Origin of the sequence: Butyrivibrio proteoclasticus (assembly GCF_900115735.1) — a bacterium.
GTDB classification, from domain to species: Bacteria; Bacillota; Clostridia; order Lachnospirales; family Lachnospiraceae; genus Butyrivibrio; species Butyrivibrio proteoclasticus_B.
Window position 1 is genome coordinate 93,566 of record NZ_FOXO01000013.1, and the last position, 16,697, is coordinate 110,262.

The window sequence follows — 16,697 nt, forward strand, 5'->3', positions numbered from 1 at the left end:
TTTTATAAAAATGACCGTCCTTTTACCATTAATACTATTTTTCATTATGCGGTGATGCGACTGTTGCAAGTTTTGAACGGTCAAACATCCAAGAAAGAACTCCCATGACTTCCACATATGCCTTTTTTAACGTTTCCCTGCGCTTTTTGGCGCAGAGAACACTCTATCACAGCTGTCATAACAGTACAATTAGCAATACAATACAAAAAAATATGTCGGATTTGTGATAACTCTGTTGTTCAATTTCAACACTCGTTTGTTGGTTTGAAATTTTATTATCGCCATTCACAGAATATCGATAATTACTAGCAAAAGGAAATATCGCTTATCTGCCGTTGTTTCACGCCGCTAACATAATTATATGTGTAATTTGTGAAAAAATAATCCGTTCTGAATCGCACGCCCCTTATATTAATCGTTTTTTAGATTTGTATTATTCGGTATAATAATTCGATTGATCGGTTTCTTCTTATCACCCGGAAAACTTGCTCAATGTTTTGTTTATTTTTTACCAAACAAACGTTTATCAAAATCTTCTCAAGCATGCCACAAAGCGCATACTCATAGCATTTTCTTGCTCTTTCCTGTTATTTTCCTATGTTACGATAACTAAATAAAGCGCAGCTTCCCTTGCTACGCTTTTTCTCATTATCATCAAAAATGATACAACTATTATCGTCACCATGAATAACTACTACTCATTTGCATTACGATTGTTCCTAACTATTATTCTTACCATCTCTGTTGCCATATTCTTATTCTGAGGCGATAATTGGTGATAGTAATATATCAGTTCCAAATCTTCCGGTTCCATCCATTCTTTTAGCTCTCTGTCACTCATCTCCGGACAGTTATTGATAAACTCAAGATATAACGGATCAAGCGAGGATGACATTGGATTTTCAATGAATAACCCGTCAAACCCTCCTTTTCCTCCTTGTTTTAACTTTTCAAGCTCTTCTTTCTTTGACACTGCTGACAGTTTTATAAGATGCATCAACGGAACTTCATAAAGGATAGAAAGCTTGTTCAATATATCATTTGAAGGAATCGTTATGCCTGTTTCATAGTGTGAGTAGTTGGCTCTTGTGGTGCCAATATAATCTGAAACCTTTTTCTGTGTATAATGATGACGTTTTCGTAACATTCTTAGCTGTTTTGTTAATGGGGTGTCCGCCATGATTATCTCCTGAACCGCTTATTTATTACATAATCTCTATATTTAGGCTAGCCCAGTAATTATCATAATGTAATAGCCAGAAACACTTTTTATCATATTTATAAAAAAGGTAAGTATTTTATCCTTTTTTATTCCCATCACTTAAACAGATATTTATATCGCCTTTTCATCTCCAGAATCACTTCCACAACACGTTCTTTTTCCTTATTTGTGTAATTGTTCTCTGTAAAACATATATCCTCCACCTCTTCTTGCGAAAAATGAAATGAAATATTCTGTCCATAGAGTTTTTCTGATATTTCAAGTTGCTCCTCAAAAGATGTTGAAAAAGTTTTGGCATTCGCATCATTTACCATTTCATATATGTCTCCATTCAAAGGATAATCCATCTTTGTATCTGAAAGAAGGCCTGCTCCATTATCAAATACCGGACACAATCTAAACTCATGCTTATCATTCATAAGAACTGCTATATTGTGCGTATGTCTGTCTTCATTAAGAAATAGCGCATCAATGGTAAGCAATTTGTTCATATAAGCCCCAAAACCTGTAAGCCCTGTAATGCGCTCGGTCTGATTAACTATCAGTTTTAGTCTGTCTTCATGGCTCTGAGTTCGATATATCAACTTATTAAGCGACTCTCCAAAATTATCCGCAAAAAGCCTTTCAAGAGTAATTAATTTCCATCCATCGGTGAAATCAATGCTTTTACAGCCTCTATAAGTGTTTCCCTTATAACCTATTGTCTCAAAGTCATAGCTCACATACTCATCTTTTTCAAGGGATGATTTTGTTAAAAGAGCTGATATTACACATTCTGCCAATCCCTCATAGCCCATATTATCAGCCTTGTACCACACTCTATCTCTCTCAAATTTGAGTTGATTACCTTTTGAAGACTTTCGATTTTCAGTTTTTATATCTTTATCAAAAAGCTCTACCATGCTTTACCACTCCAATTTTATCCAAAAGTCATCGTCAGCCATACGGCCTTGAGTTTTCTCAATTATCATGATTGGATCATAAAAAGGTATGTCTAATCTTTTTAGCTCAAGTTTGAGTTTATCCCTGCTCTCCGGAAAACACCTGGATTTTATAAACTCGACATATTCGTCATAGGTGGGCTCAGTATTAACTCCAAATGCTCTATACAATGGATTGGAAATATAGTTGTGTATTAACACCTTCTTTTCCATCTCGTCAACATCAATTATTGTGCACACGAAATCATGATACATGTACCACAAACGCATTTTGTATTTTTTCTGTGGAACCGAAAGTTCTTCCGCCAATCCATGATTCTTTATTATTAAATCCGATAACACCGTAATAGGACCTGTTATTTGCTCATCTGTGGATTCCCATCTTTCAACTGTACGCTTCGAAACATTTACAAACTCCGCAAATTCTTTTTGCGTCATTCCCAAAATCTCTCGTACAAGCTTTATTTCTTCTGCGGTTACTCCTGTAGGAGTTATGTACTTTGCCATAGCTTAGTCCTCCATAAATTATTATAACCACATTTTTGGCGGCTGTTCAACTTAATTTTACCGACAAAAATGTGGTAGTAATTATTGTTTTTCCATATCCGGTAAAGTGGTATTATTTTTTCGGAGGTGAAAAAAGTTATGTTACTAACAATCGCAAGCATCGTTTTTGCTATAAAAATCAGCACCGGAATGATAGTTGGTATAGGACTTATAGCTGGGGGAGCTCTTTTTTCCTATATCTCATACAGAATAGTAAAGTCTACTAAAGAGATGATCAAAAACTGCAGCGGCGCATGCACCGGTAAAGTCATTGATTATTATAATGACACTGACCACGAAGGCCACAGAATTTACATTCCTGTTGTTCAGTATGTAGTGGGCGGCACGGAATATACTATAGAAGGTAGCCAGAGCCACCTTGAAGAAAATCTCCCTCCAATTGGAGAGATTTTGCAGATTCTATATAATCCTCAAAATCCAAATCAGGCGTATACTGCTACAAATTTTTCCGCTGAAAAGATTATTTCTACAATGTTTATCATCACCGGTATCATTCTTTTCCTGGTTGGATTTTTCATTTTATTTTTCAGTTTATAAACTCTTTTTGCAAAGAGAAACACCCTATAGAGCAATGCTTGGCATTAACTCTATAGGGTGTATTTATTATCAGACTTTCTCTACGCCAATTGTAACTTTCTCGCCGTTGATATCCCACTCTTTTGCATTTGCTACATCAGAGCCATAGATGATCTCATTAGCAAGAACCTTTGTTGAAATACTGTTTTCATTAGCCTTGATAATCTCAGCAAGCTTGTCATTGCCGTTTAAGGAAACCTTGATGTGATCCATAACTTCGAATCCGGAATCCTTACGCATTGTCTGAATCTTACTGATAACTTCAAGTACGAAACCTTCATTCAAGAGTTCTTCTGAAAGGTTTGTATCAAGAACAACTGTGATACCCCAGTTCTCCTGAGAAATAAAGCCTTCCTTCTGAGCCATCTCAATAAGAAGATCTTCCTTAACCAGCTCTACATCAACATCATTTACTGTAAACTTGATGCTTCCACCTCTGTTAAGCTCATCCATTGTGGCATTTCCATCAAGACCTTCAAGATAACTCTTGATAGCTCCGATGTTCTTACCATACTTAGGTCCTAATGTCTTAAGCTGTGGCTTGAATGTGTAGCTTGTGAAGTCACGAACATCATCTGTAAAGCTTACATTCTTAACATTGAGCTCTTCTCTGATGATATCAGTATAGAACTCACCAACAGTCTCTTCTGCTTTTACATACATCTGACCGATTGGCTGACGATTCTTGATATTAGCTGCATTTCTTGCTGCACGTCCAAGAACAACGATATCAAGCACTTCTTCCATATCTTTCTCAAGTTTTGTATCGATCATGTTCTCATCAACCTCAGGGAAATCGCAAAGGTGAATACTTTCAGGAGCATCCTTAAAGCTATTTCTTACAAGGTTCTGATAAATCTCCTCAGTCATGAATGGAACCATAGGAGCTGCTGCCTTACATACAGTTACAAGTGCTGTGTAAAGAGTCATGTATGCAGAAATCTTATCCTGCTCCATTCCCTTAGCCCAGAATCTCTCACGTGAGCGACGTACGTACCAGTTAGACATTTCGTCTACGAAACCATCAAGTGCCTTGCCGGCTTCAGGAATACGATAGTTTGCAAGGTTCTCATCTACAGCTTTTACGCAACTGTTAAGCTTTGAAAGAAGCCATTTGTCCATAACTGTGAGCTTGTCTGTCTCAAGCTTGTAGTTAGCCGCATCAAATCCATCGATATTTGCGTAAAGTGTAAAGAACGCATATGTGTTCCAAAGTGTTCCAAGGAACTTACGCTGTCCTTCCATAACAGCATCACCTGAGAATCTGCTAGGAAGCCATGGAGCGCTGTTGGTGTAGAAGTACCATCTGATAGCATCTGCGCCGTATTTTTCAAGTGCATCAAATGGATCAACCGCGTTGCCCTTTGACTTACTCATCTTCTGTCCGTTCTCATCCTGCACAAGTCCCAGAACTATAACATTCTTAAATGCCGGCTTGTTGAAAAGAAGTGTTGCCTCAGCGTGAAGTGAGTAGAACCATCCTCTTGTCTGATCTACAGCCTCTGAAATAAATTCAGCAGGGAACTGCTTCTCGAAGAGTTCTTTATTCTCAAATGGGTAGTGAAGCTGAGCAAATGGCATTGCTCCTGAATCGAACCAGCAGTCGATAACTTCTTTTACCCTGTGCATCTTCTTACCGCACTTAGGACATGTGATTTCAAATTTATCAATATATGGTCTGTGAAGCTCACAAGTTTCTGCTGAAGGATCTCCTGAAAGCTCAGCGAGTTCTTTTCTTGAACCAACAGAAAGCTGATGTCCACAGTCATCGCACTCCCAGATATTAAGAGGTGTTCCCCAATATCTGTCACGTGAAATACCCCAATCCTGGATATTCTCAAGCCAATCACCAAAACGTCCCTTACCAATTGACTCAGGAACCCAGTTGATCTCTTTATTGTTGCGGATAAGGTCATCCTTAACTTCGGTAACTTTGATGAACCATGATGAACGAGCATAGTAAAGAAGTGGTGTTCCACATCTCCAGCAGTGAGGATAATCATGCTCCATCTTTGGTGCGCCAAAGAGAAGTCCTCTCTTATCAAGGTCTTTTAATACCTCTGGATCTGCACTGATAGCACCCTCGTCCATTTCCTTCTGTGTAGGCTTACATCTCATGCCTGCAAAAGGAGTCTCAGGTTTAAGACGTCCCTCTGAGTCAACCATCTGAACAAGAGGAGCATCATACTTACGACCAACTCTTGCGTCGTCTTCACCGAATGCAGGAGCGATATGTACGATACCTGTACCATCTGTCATAGTTACATATGTATCGCAGTAGATAAAGAATGCCTTCTTGTGCTGTTTCTCTGTCTCATCAGCTGCGCACTGATAAAGTGGCTCATACTCTTTGTACTCAAGGTCTGTTCCAACGTATGTCTCAAGAACTTCATAAGCTTTTTCGCCTTCTTCTTTTGCAAGACTTCCAAGTACGTTATCTGCAAGAGCCTGAGCAAGATAGTATACATTGCCATCTGCAGCCTTAACCTTGATATATTTCTCATCAGGGTTTACGCAAAGTCCAATGTTTGAAGGGAGTGTCCAAGGTGTTGTTGTCCATGCAAGGAAGTAAGCATCCTCACCCTTAACCTTGAAACGAACGATAGCTGAACGCTCTTTTAATGTTTTATAGCCCTGTGCAACCTCGTGTGATGAAAGAGGTGTGCCACAACGAGGACAGTAAGGAACTACCTTAAAGCCCTTGTACAAAAGACCCTTCTTCCAGATTTCATTAAGAGCCCACCATTCAGACTCAATGAAATTGTCATCATATGTGATATATGGGTGTTCCATATCAGCCCAGAATCCAACTGTGCCTGAGAAATCTTCCCACATTCCTTTATATTTCCAAACAGATTCCTTACATTTTTTGATGAAAGGCTCTATTCCGTACTCTTCGATCTGCTCTTTGCCATCAAGACCAAGCATCTTCTCAACTTCAAGCTCAACAGGAAGACCGTGTGTGTCCCATCCGGCCTTACGTGGAACTGTATATCCCTTCATTGTACGGTATCTTGGGATCATATCCTTGATAGCACGGGTAAGAACGTGTCCGATATGTGGCTTACCATTGGCTGTTGGCGGGCCATCATAGAACATATACATTTCACCCTTACTTCTGGTGTCAACACTCTTCTGGAAGATGTTTTCTTTTTTCCAGAATTCTTCAATCTTTTTCTCTCTGCCGACGAAATTCATGTCAGTTTCGACTTTTGAATACATTTTTGAGCTCCTTTCTTAACAACAAAAGCCCCGTCCTTGTAAAAAGGACGAGGCTGTAATTACACTCTCGTTATACCACCTGTTTACACATACGCGCCATCTAAAAATGGTTGAATACGCTTCCCATTAACGAAGGGATACTCGTCAGAATTTACTATAGGTTCAATCCTGCAGCTCGGAAGTGATTTTCGATAGTGCCTACTCACACCGGCTCACACCAACCGCCGGCTCTCTGAAAGCTTTCACACACTGCCTACTGTCTTCGTCACAGCTTTTTTATTCTTAATAACGTTCATATAATACTACTTATTTTTTTACCATGCAAGATAAAAAATCACTCTTCAAGATAATTATACAAAAGAGCTGCAATTGCTGCCCCTGCAAGTGGTCCAACAATGAAAACCCAAAGGCTTGCAAGAGGTGCTGAATTTCCTGTAAATGCTGCAAATAATGCAGGGCCAAAGCTCCTTGCAGGATTAACAGATGTTCCTGTAAGGCCGATTCCAAGAATATGAACAAGCACAAGAGTAAAGCCTATAATAAGTCCGCCAAAAGAGCCATGCCCAGCCTTCTCTGATGTGACGCCAAGAATAGTAAATACAAACACAAATGTAAGAACTATTTCAACACACAGGCCTGCCAAAGGATTACCATTAACACCTGCGAGTCCGTTTGCACCAAAGCCTCCTGTCTTATCTGTCACACCACCAACTCCAAATATAATCGCCAAAATTCCTGAACCGATTATTGATCCTATAACCTGAGAAATCACATAACCGATGAAATCGTTAAGTGATAAGCCGCCTCTCATAAATACTCCAAGTGATACTGCCGGATTGATATGGCATCCTGATATATTACCAACACAATACGCCATACCAACGATGGTCAGACCAAATGCAAGCGCAGTCAAAAGATATCCACTGCCATTTGCTGCATCGCACCCAACAAGCATCGCTGTTCCACAGCCCAATACCACTAATACTGCTGTTCCAATACACTCTGCTACATATTTCTTCATACCTTTTCCCTCCTGATGAAAAAAATGCCGCCCCATCGGCAAATTTCAAGTTACAACTGTATTATAATCCTTTTGTTTAGAATTTTGCATATAATTTTAATGCTTTTTCGTATGGTTGAAACTGCGTGATTTAAGGTCATTTTCAGATAGATTCATTTTTTCTCTGCACGTATGATGGATTTATACATTAGAAAAGAGGATTTCCTATGAGCATTTGTTTTGATTTTCTTTTAGACTACAGAGTGGCAGATACATTTGCAGAAGTTTTTTGGGATCTTCCGCTTGATGCAGATCCTGATTGTGAGTATCTGGTTGTAAATGCCAATACCAACAAAACCATAAAGACCAATAAGACCCACGTTTCTCTCACTGGCCTTACTCCTGATACTTCTTATGAAATATCAGTTTATATCGTCTACTCTCCCAAGAAAGATGGGCCAGACAAAAAAGATCCTGTTCTATTGGGTGGTCTTAATATCCACACGCAAAAAACACGAGATAAAATTGACATAACAAAAGCTCCGTACTATGCAATTGGGGATGGAAAGACATTGAATACTGAAGCTATCCAGGCAGCTCTCGATGCTTGTGATGAAAAGACGGCTCTCTATATTCCATCAGGAACTTTTTTGACCGGAGCTCTAAACGTTCATTCAAACACCGAAATATACCTTGATGAGGGAGCTCTTTTGCAGGGAACTGACGAACCATTCGACTATCTTCCCAAAATAAAGAGCCGATTTGAAGGATATGAAATGGAATGCTACAGGAGCCTTCTGAATATGGGAGAACTCGACCATAATGCAAGCTATAATTGTGAAAATGTGCTGATCCACGGAAAAGGGAGCATCATGGGTGGCGGGGCTACTCTTGCAAAAGCCATCGCCAGAATTGAGGGTGAACGATTAAAAGACTACATCGCATCCCTCGGAGATAAAATAAAAGACTATGAAAAACCTGAGACAATTGCCAGCAGATTCCGCGGCAGACTCATCAATATGAGCAACTGCCAGAATATCTGGATCCATGGTCTTACCCTTGGGTATGGTCCCTCATGGAATCTCCATTTCATCTATTCAGACAGAGTGGTAACTGACCACTGCATTTTAAAGTCTGAAGGTGTCTGGAACGGAGATGGCTGGGATCCTGATTCATCGACAAACTCCACGCTTTATGCCTGTGAGTTCTACACAGAAGATGATTCAGTGGCTATCAAATCCGGTAAAAATCCTGAAGGAAACGTTATAAACAGACCTACCAAACACATTAGAGTATTTGACAGCATCTGCCATTTTGGCCACGGACTTTGTATTGGAAGCGAAATGTCCGGCGGCGTTGAAGATGTAAGGCTTTGGGACTGCAATATGGGGCCAACATGGTCAGGAATTGAGATCAAAGCCACCAAAAAACGAGGCGGATATGTCAAAAATGTCATTGTAAGAGATATCACAGCCTCTCACATACAGATGCATTCTGTTGGCTACAACGACGACGGGGAAGGCTCAAAAGTTCCTCCAATCCTTGGTTTCTGCCGCTTTGAAAGACTTCATATTCTTGGACGATACCTTGACAACAACGCCGGCAAAAACGAGTGGCACGACTGCCCTTCCATCCTCCTATGCGGATTTGACGAGCCTGGTTACGAGATAAAAAACATTTCTTTTAAGGATATAAAAATGGAAAATCCTGCAGAAGGCACTGATAGCATTCATATGGAATATTGCGAGAATATTTCTTTTGAAAATGTAAAATGCATTCCCAGAAGCAAATGATAAAAAAGAATGTCGCTTGCGACATTCTCGCGCCGAGCGCGCCTATGTTATAAGAAAAGCTTACCTCATGAATAAAGGTAAGCTTTTTATTTATTCGAACATCAAAGATACTGCAAAAGCGTATCTATGTCCTCTTTTGTTGTTGCCCAGTCTGTGGCAAATCTCACGACAGTATGGGTATCATCGAACTTCTCCCAAAATCCATATACTACATGCTCTGAAAGCTCTTTTAACCTATTATCTTCCATAACAACAAACTGCTGGTTTGTCGGGGAGTCGATGTATATCTGATAACCTCTCTCAATAAGCTTATTTCTAAGGAGTTCAGCCATTTCAATTGCGTTTCGGCTGATCTTCATGTAGAGATCATCTGTAAAAAGAGTGTCAAACTGAAGGCCCAAAAGCCACCCCTTTGCAAGAAGTGCGCCGTGCTGCTTTATTACAGGAACAGGATGCTTAACAGGGACACCCTTTGTAAATACAACTGCTTCTCCAAACAATGCTCCGACCTTGGTTCCGCCCACATAGAACACATCTACAAGTCTTGCAATGTCTTCTATTGTGACATCAGTTCTTTTGCTCATAAGGCCATACCCTAGTCTTGCTCCGTCAAGAAACAGAGGAATCTTGTACTCTCTGCAGATTCCTGATATCTCCTCAAGCTCAGCCTTGGAGTACAATGTGCCATATTCTGTGGGATGGGAAATGTAAACTGCCCCTGGGAAAACCAGGTGCTCATGGTTGTCATCGGAGTAAAAATCATCAATGAGTTTCTTTAGATCAGCGCCTTTTATCTTTCCGACCTGGTCTGAATAACAGGGCTTTTCCTTGTCCGTAAACTGCGGTTCTTCATTAAAACTTGGAAGAGTCAGGACTTTATGGCCTGAGAATTCGATTGCTCCGGCTTCATGGGCGGCAACATGGCCTGTCTGCGCCGCAACAACGCCTTCATATGGCTCAAGAAGCATATCGATGACCGTTTGGTTTGTCTGAGTACCTCCGACTAAAAAGAACACATCTGCATCTTTTGCATTGCAGTTCTTCTTGATTTTATCTGCTGCACTCTTGCAATAATCATCTGTTCCGTAGCCGGTGATCTGTTCAAAATTTGTCTCCTGCAAACGCTGCAAGATCAGTGGGTGAGCGCCCTTTGTGTAATCACTGGAAAAAGAAATCCTATCCTTCATATTGTTATTTTACCCCTTATTGTTCCTGCATTTTATGATTATAAACAGACAATTAAGCGTTTATAAACTGTTATTCAAAAGATATTCCACTAAAATCCACTACTTCTTCAAGCGCTTTTACAAAGCCCTCAAGACCAGTTTTGTCTTCCTCTGTAAATCTGCCAAGGCTGGGGCTGTCGATATCAAGTACAGCTACCACCTTTCCATCTTTGTGGATCGGTACGACGATTTCAGAATTTGACGCGCTGTCACAGGCAATATGTCCGGCAAACTCATGAACATTTTTTACAAGCTGTGTCTCATCATTTCCTGCTGCTGTTCCGCAAACGCCTTTTCCAAGCTCGATTCTGATACAGGCTACCTTTCCCTGGAATGGTCCCAGCAAAAGAGATCCTTTATCCATTAGGTAAAATCCCGCCCAGTTGAGGTCCTCCATGTTTTCATATAATAATGCTGATGCATTGGAAAAAACAGGTAAAAAATTGGGTTCATCCTCTGCCAACACCTTGATCTGCTGTGCAAGTAAATTATAATCTGTCATAACTCTGCTCCTTATTACTATTATCCGATACCGGGCAGGCATGCGCCCACCGCTCATTAGCACGATTCTATCATTATTTTGTCTTGTGTACAATCTATTAATAATGGTGACCGGAACAAAAGTTTTCACATGAGTGCTATAATAGTGAATTATAGAGGAGCACTATGATTAACAGAAATAAGATCAAAAACAGGATAACCAACCAGGAACAAATCTCAAATTCTTTATTTTTAAACCTTATATTAGCCTTCAGCGGAGGTTTTCAAGACGCTTATACATATATAGTTCGTGATAAAGTCTTTGCCAATGCACAGACAGGAAACCTCGTACTAATGAGCACTTATCTTATGGAAGGACACTTAGCCAGAGGTCTTAAATATCTTTTCCCGCTTTTCTCTTTTGTGAGCGGAATATTTATTGCTGATATTGTGAAAAGCAAATATAAGAATGCAAAAGCGCTTCACTGGAGACAGAGTATCGTCCTTGCTGAAATCGCAATAATGATCGTGGTAGGTTTTCTTCCACAAAATATTAATACATTGGCAAGCTGTATGATCTCTTTTGCCTGCGCATTACAATTATATTCATTCCAAAAAGTTCATAAAAACCCTTACGCCAGCACCATGTGTATCGGTAATATGAAAAGTGGCACCACTGCTTTTGCAGCCTTTTTAAGAAGCAGAGATAAAAAAGATCTGTTCAAAGCTTTTGATTATATCGCTGTGGTCTTTACCTTTGCTTGTGGAGCAGGCATCGGCGGTAATTTTTCGCAATTATTTGGTGAGGTAACAATATGGACATCTGCGGTACTGCTTTTTGTCAGCTTCCTTATAATGGATCTGGACAGAAAGGCCGGAGATAATGCATTTTAAAATTATATGAGGTAAGTACTATGAAAATTGCAATGGCTAATGATCATGCTGGAACACAGATGAAAGAAGAGATAAAGGCATACCTTATCTCTCAGGGACACGAAGTTAAGGACTTTGGCACTTACGATAACAACTCATGTGATCTGTCCGACTTTGTTTATCCTGCCGCCCTGGCAGTTGCCAAAGGCGAATGCGACCGAGGTATTTTTTGCGACGGAGTAGGCTATGGCAGCGCTCTTATCGCCAATAAAATAAGCGGATGCTACGCAGCAGTTTGTCAGGATCCTCTTTGCGCCAAGCTCGCAAGAGAACACACAGATTCTAACATCCTGTGCCTCGGAGCTAAGATCATCGGCGGCCTTATGTCCATGGAAATCGTTAAGACATGGCTGTCAACTGATCCTCTCATGGAGGAAAAATACAGAAGAAGAGTTCAGAAGGTCTGCGACATAAACGACAAGCACTGCGTCCCTGTAAAATGAAGAGCAAACAACCTCAGACATTGTCTGAGGTTGTTTCTTACAAGAGCGATAGACGGGGCCCGAAATATTTTATCAAATCGTTTACTAATAGCTGGAAATTATTACTGCTTTTTAAGATACCCATCTGTAAACAGTATCAATAGTATTCTCATTCTTCATACGAATGACTGCATCTCCATTGAACATCTTTGTTTCGCCATTCTCCTTGTACAATAGGCCAATCCTGGAAGTCAGAAATCCTTTGTAGCATCTTGCATCATATATATTTAGGCTGTCCAGCTCCAAAGGACCTGCCAAGGCAACGTCATTATGGGTAATAGCAGATTCTATAATATTTTTGGATTCTTCATTAAAAGCAGAAAGGGCATTCTCGACATCAGTATCTATTATCTTATTATCAGGGCCAAACATCTTAGGTGTTATTTTTTTAAGTACGGATACAATCACAGGTCTTTCACTCGTTGCAAAAGAATAGTTATCAGCACAACTCATAGCATGAATCATAAGCGCGCCGGTATTATAACTTGAAATTCTAATAGGGAAAAAATACTCTGGCTGTAACATTACTTTTTTCATTTTTTCTGTAAATTCATACGCCTTTTTTTCATCTAACTGCTTCAAAACCTGCCACTCAACATAAGTTGCTGTTCCTTCAATCTCTTCAACCTTAGTTTCGTAAGAAAACTCATATGGAAATGCTTCGCTACGATATTTCCTTAAAGACATGAGTTCATTGTATTTAGTCTCGTTATAATCAGCTAGAATATCCAATAAAAGCTTGTTCTCGTGAAGCTTTATGCTCAGGTTTTCTGCGCTATACTGATATTTATAAAGTGCTTCGAGTTCTTTTGCCCAGCAATTCCACCCTTGCATCATCTGAAAAGCATGGAACATTTCATGTACTATGCTTGATGTTAATATAGTGGGTTCCAATTTATCAGCAACATTCCATATGGCTATTGTCTCGCCATGAAACTCTATAGCTGTATTGGCGCAAAAATCCACTGTTTTTTCTATGTATTCCCCGTTAAAGTAGCACTTCTCATCATCATAGAGTGCAAATTTCAGCGGTTTGAAGCCCTCCCATATCTGATCAAAATCTAATGTTGCAATAGCTTCTGTTACCTGATTATAAAGCTCTTTTAAACTATATTTCCCCATTTCATTTCCCTACCTCATCATTTTTTCTTATTAGCAGCCAGAAGTGATTATTTCCGTCTTTAGAATTGTTAATTTTGCAATCCAGCTTTCTTTTTCTAGCTTTATTCTTTAGGATAAGCATTCCCAAAATAGTATTGGCAAATCCTGTCCAGTTTGACTTATCAGATGCAAGTTCGAAAAGAAGCATATATTCTTGGCTGTCATTCAAATCAGAAAACTCGTCATAAAAGTCTTTTACCGCATCCCATCCATGTTTTTCATAACAAGTTACTAAATTGGGATCATTCAATAAATCCTGTTTGATTTCTTCGCTGTTCTCATCATTATCAATATATTCCAATTTGTTATAATCACGGTTTTTTATAATGCTATCAAAAAAGTCATCAACCTGCCCCTTCACGTGATCGTAGGTGGCATTACCGATTCCAAATTCCAAGCTTGGATTGTAATCCTCCATTCGCATTATGATCTCAGCTCGGACTTCTTCAATTTTCTTTGTCATTTCTGTTATTTCGCTTTGATATGACTTCTGAATCTCAAGCATTGCATTAAGTCTGTCTTCCTGCTCCTTGATCTTCTTTGTAAATGCTTCATAAATAGCCTCATTATCGGCATCGAGGAGTTCTTTTATCTCATCTATTGTGAAACCAGCAGTTTGAAGATTCTTTATCTTTACAAAATCAAGAGCCTGCCTTTCATCATAAAAGCGATATCCTGTCCAATCATCTACCTTAACCGGTTTCAGCAGATTCATGCGATCATAATATCGTATTGTCTGTGGGTTACATCCACACAGATTAGAAAACTCCTTTATTGTCATATCTCGCATCTCCTTCTGAAACAGTTTTAACATTATAGTTAAGTATAAGGTCAATATTATTATTGCTGTATTGCTTAGTGGATTTCAAGCGAACCACGAAATAAATCAGGACACATGGAAAAGGAAGATGTTCAGATGCACATCTTCCTTTAATCATCACTTGTCTTGATATTCGTCTCTTTTTTCATAGTCTTCATTATCTATCTGTAAGCCAATAGCTTTTAGATTAGCTATCTGCTCATCTATGGTCATAGCCTGCTGATGTTTTTTAATGTCTCTGCCATGTTATACTTCCTTATAAAAAAATGACCCGACGTGGTCCGCATCATAATGAGAGGCGTGTCGGGTTCTGTTGAAAATATTATATGGTTAAAGTAAGTTTTCGTCAATAAATAGGCGTGATCATCTAAATCTGAGGACAAACGCCTGTATATCAGCTTTCATAGGAATTATGTACCACATATGGGTTATTTTATGTGGTTGTTTTTGTGTTTATCAAGTCTCCTCCAAGAATTTTCCCATCATTACGAAATTTTTATGGGCCTGCTATGTTCATGCATGTATCAAATACGTTCAAGGGGAACAGCTTTCAAATTCAACGCTTATGGATAGATTTGGCCTAAAGGAAACATCTTCTGGTAGTATTTCAAGGCTAATAAAAGAAGCTGTCGAGATGAAGTTTATAGAGCCGCTGGATCCAACTACTGCACCAAGATATATGAAATATATTCCGTTCTGGGCATAATTTAACTTGCCGGTAACTTGCTGCATGACAATGCTGTGTGTGATTTTTACCAATAAATAGTGGTAGTTAACAGTTTCTTATACAAAATATGGAAAAAAATAACTTGCTGGTAACTTGCTACGTTATAATTCATTATTAGAAAATACAGATTGACACTGAGATATCTGTCAATTATACTAAAAACTAACAATTTTCAGAAAGCGAGTAGCTATGATAAGATTCATCCTCACTACAACAGAGACAGTCACTACTACATCCGTGAATACAGTTCAGGGATCTGTTTTTGTTATGTTTGATGAGGAAGAAGTTTTGTGTAGAGCATAATCATTGCTATACAACTTATAATGTTTCTAAAGCCTCATCAAGCGAGAGTTTGATGGGGCTATTTTTATGAATATAAAGGAGCTTTTGAAAATGGGATATGTTTTTAATGTTAATGATAGACAAAATACTTTTGATGATATCGTATCAATTGCTAAAGAATGCAATAAAATAATTTCCCTGGTTCAAGTCGGATCTGGATCTGCAGGATATCATGACGAAAAGTCTGATCTGGACTTTGTGGTAGCACTTGATTCAGGTAATTCCATGTTGGAAGTGATGGATTTTATGCAGCAAAGAATATGCGAAAAATATGATGTTTCTTTGTTTAGACAGGATGAAGCAAGGCATCTACAAGTTTATGTATTAGCAAATCTTTTAGAGATAGATATTGGATATGGTGGTTATCAGCATGCGGCAGCCATAAAACCAGGTTTTAAAGTCATCTATGATAAATCAGGTACTGTTGAGGATAAAATGAATCAATCAAGAAAGTATATGGACGACAGGATATTTGGAGAGAAGTATAAGAAGGACGTGGAGTCTATTCAGAATTCTTTTTGGCTTCATCTAATGCATGCAGCGGTAGCTGTTAACCGCGGAAATACTTTACGAGCGATTGGAGAACTTGAATTTGTCAGAAATCAGTATATTGATTTGCTTGGGGATCGCCATAAGTTAGAAAGCGCGTTTAATCGTGAAATGGATAATCTGCCAGAAGATGCCAAAGATAACATTAGAAGTACATATGTATTTAGTGAAAATCCGAAGGATCTATGGAAGAGCATATTAAATCTTACAGATTTGATATATGAAGAGATGAAAGACTATTCAATTCCAATCTCGCAAGAATTGCTTTGTGAGTATTATAATAGCCTTAAGTAACTACAGAACAAATAATAATGGGGCTGTCGCACTAAGTAATTAGTGCTCAGCTCCCTTTTTATGCCCAAAACACAAAAACCAGGCTTCGAAAAGCCTGGTTTTTGCTGTAAAATATATTTATGCTACTAAATAAAATCTTACAAGGAAATTATAGCCTTTCTTCCTTAAATCATCAAATAAAACTTCCGCTCGACATAGACCTATCAGTAGCAGATGACGATCCGGTACGCCTGGTAAGCGCATTCGTGGAGGAGATGGACCTTTCTGATCTTTATGCAACATATGAAAGAATCAGAAAAGGCCAGGCAACGCCCCGTCATATGATGAAGATAGCAGTCTATGCAGCAATGAACAGAATCTTC

Annotated in this window: 15 protein-coding genes, 1 pseudogene and 1 other annotated feature; of the genes and pseudogenes, 7 read left to right on the forward strand and 9 right to left on the reverse strand. The window is 39.0% G+C overall.

Annotation, left to right across the window (positions count from 1 at the left end; all coding sequences use genetic code 11):
* Positions 1–694: 694 nt before the first annotated feature.
* The 3 genes from BM146_RS09770 to BM146_RS09780 form a co-directional block, all read right to left on the reverse strand.
* Positions 695–1,147: a helix-turn-helix domain-containing protein gene (locus tag BM146_RS09770; protein WP_207649914.1), complete on the reverse strand. Its 453-nt coding sequence runs from the start codon at positions 1,145–1,147 to the stop codon at positions 695–697.
* A gap of 170 nt (positions 1,148–1,317) precedes the next feature.
* Complete coding sequence (locus BM146_RS09775) at positions 1,318–2,124, reverse strand: HipA domain-containing protein (RefSeq protein ID WP_074888000.1); 807 nt, start codon at positions 2,122–2,124, stop codon at positions 1,318–1,320.
* 3 nt (positions 2,125–2,127) lie between these two features.
* The gene (locus tag BM146_RS09780; protein WP_074888002.1) at positions 2,128–2,670 is read right to left on the reverse strand and encodes a helix-turn-helix domain-containing protein; all 543 of its coding nucleotides are present in this window, start codon (positions 2,668–2,670) and stop codon (positions 2,128–2,130) included.
* A 138-nt stretch (positions 2,671–2,808) separates the two neighbouring features.
* Between BM146_RS09780 and BM146_RS09785 the strand changes: the two genes are divergently transcribed.
* Entirely contained in the window at positions 2,809–3,267 is a 459-nt protein-coding gene (locus BM146_RS09785) for a DUF3592 domain-containing protein (RefSeq protein WP_074888005.1), read from the forward strand.
* 69 nt (positions 3,268–3,336) lie between these two features.
* On the opposite strand, the gene ileS is transcribed toward BM146_RS09785, so the two are convergent.
* Positions 3,337–6,528: an isoleucine--tRNA ligase gene (gene ileS / locus BM146_RS09790; RefSeq protein WP_074888007.1), complete on the reverse strand. Its 3,192-nt coding sequence runs from the start codon at positions 6,526–6,528 to the stop codon at positions 3,337–3,339.
* A 40-nt stretch (positions 6,529–6,568) separates the two neighbouring features.
* Positions 6,569–6,806 (reverse strand) — a binding site (T-box leader).
* 56 nt (positions 6,807–6,862) lie between these two features.
* Complete coding sequence (locus BM146_RS09795) at positions 6,863–7,549, reverse strand: MIP/aquaporin family protein (protein ID WP_074888010.1); 687 nt, start codon at positions 7,547–7,549, stop codon at positions 6,863–6,865.
* A 206-nt stretch (positions 7,550–7,755) separates the two neighbouring features.
* Between BM146_RS09795 and BM146_RS09800 the strand changes: the two genes are divergently transcribed.
* Positions 7,756–9,321, forward strand: a complete 1,566-nt coding sequence (locus tag BM146_RS09800) for a glycosyl hydrolase family 28 protein (protein ID WP_074888013.1) — start codon at positions 7,756–7,758, stop codon at positions 9,319–9,321.
* Between the two features lie 101 nt (positions 9,322–9,422).
* On the opposite strand, the gene BM146_RS09805 is transcribed toward BM146_RS09800, so the two are convergent.
* Both BM146_RS09805 and BM146_RS09810 read right to left on the reverse strand, forming a co-directional pair.
* The gene (locus BM146_RS09805) at positions 9,423–10,508 is read right to left on the reverse strand and encodes a threonine aldolase family protein (RefSeq protein WP_074888016.1); all 1,086 of its coding nucleotides are present in this window, start codon (positions 10,506–10,508) and stop codon (positions 9,423–9,425) included.
* Between the two features lie 70 nt (positions 10,509–10,578).
* Positions 10,579–11,049, reverse strand: coding sequence for a GAF domain-containing protein (locus tag BM146_RS09810; protein ID WP_074888019.1), 471 nt, complete (start codon positions 11,047–11,049; stop codon positions 10,579–10,581).
* Positions 11,050–11,213: 164 nt separating this feature from the next.
* On the opposite strand from BM146_RS09810, the gene BM146_RS09815 reads away from it, so the two are divergent.
* Both BM146_RS09815 and BM146_RS09820 read left to right on the forward strand, forming a co-directional pair.
* Positions 11,214–11,921, forward strand: coding sequence for a YoaK family protein (locus BM146_RS09815; RefSeq protein ID WP_143087460.1), 708 nt, complete (start codon positions 11,214–11,216; stop codon positions 11,919–11,921).
* A 20-nt stretch (positions 11,922–11,941) separates the two neighbouring features.
* Positions 11,942–12,403, forward strand: a complete 462-nt coding sequence (locus tag BM146_RS09820) for an RpiB/LacA/LacB family sugar-phosphate isomerase (RefSeq protein WP_074888022.1) — start codon at positions 11,942–11,944, stop codon at positions 12,401–12,403.
* A 111-nt stretch (positions 12,404–12,514) separates the two neighbouring features.
* Here the strand turns inward: BM146_RS09820 and BM146_RS09825 are convergent, their stop codons facing one another.
* Both BM146_RS09825 and BM146_RS09830 read right to left on the reverse strand, forming a co-directional pair.
* The gene (locus tag BM146_RS09825) at positions 12,515–13,564 is read right to left on the reverse strand and encodes a hypothetical protein (protein ID WP_074888025.1); all 1,050 of its coding nucleotides are present in this window, start codon (positions 13,562–13,564) and stop codon (positions 12,515–12,517) included.
* A 1-nt stretch (position 13,565) separates the two neighbouring features.
* Complete coding sequence (locus BM146_RS09830; protein WP_074888028.1) at positions 13,566–14,384, reverse strand: MerR family transcriptional regulator; 819 nt, start codon at positions 14,382–14,384, stop codon at positions 13,566–13,568.
* 604 nt (positions 14,385–14,988) lie between these two features.
* Here BM146_RS09830 and BM146_RS19460 point away from each other — a divergent pair.
* The 3 genes and pseudogenes from BM146_RS19460 to BM146_RS09845 form a co-directional block, all read left to right on the forward strand.
* Positions 14,989–15,129, forward strand: a complete 141-nt coding sequence (locus tag BM146_RS19460; RefSeq protein WP_177201634.1) for a hypothetical protein — start codon at positions 14,989–14,991, stop codon at positions 15,127–15,129.
* Between the two features lie 390 nt (positions 15,130–15,519).
* Entirely contained in the window at positions 15,520–16,335 is an 816-nt protein-coding gene (locus tag BM146_RS09840) for a hypothetical protein (RefSeq protein ID WP_074888034.1), read from the forward strand.
* Positions 16,336–16,454: 119 nt separating this feature from the next.
* Positions 16,455–16,697 (forward strand): annotated as a pseudogene (locus BM146_RS09845) (IS5/IS1182 family transposase); the annotation flags it as partial.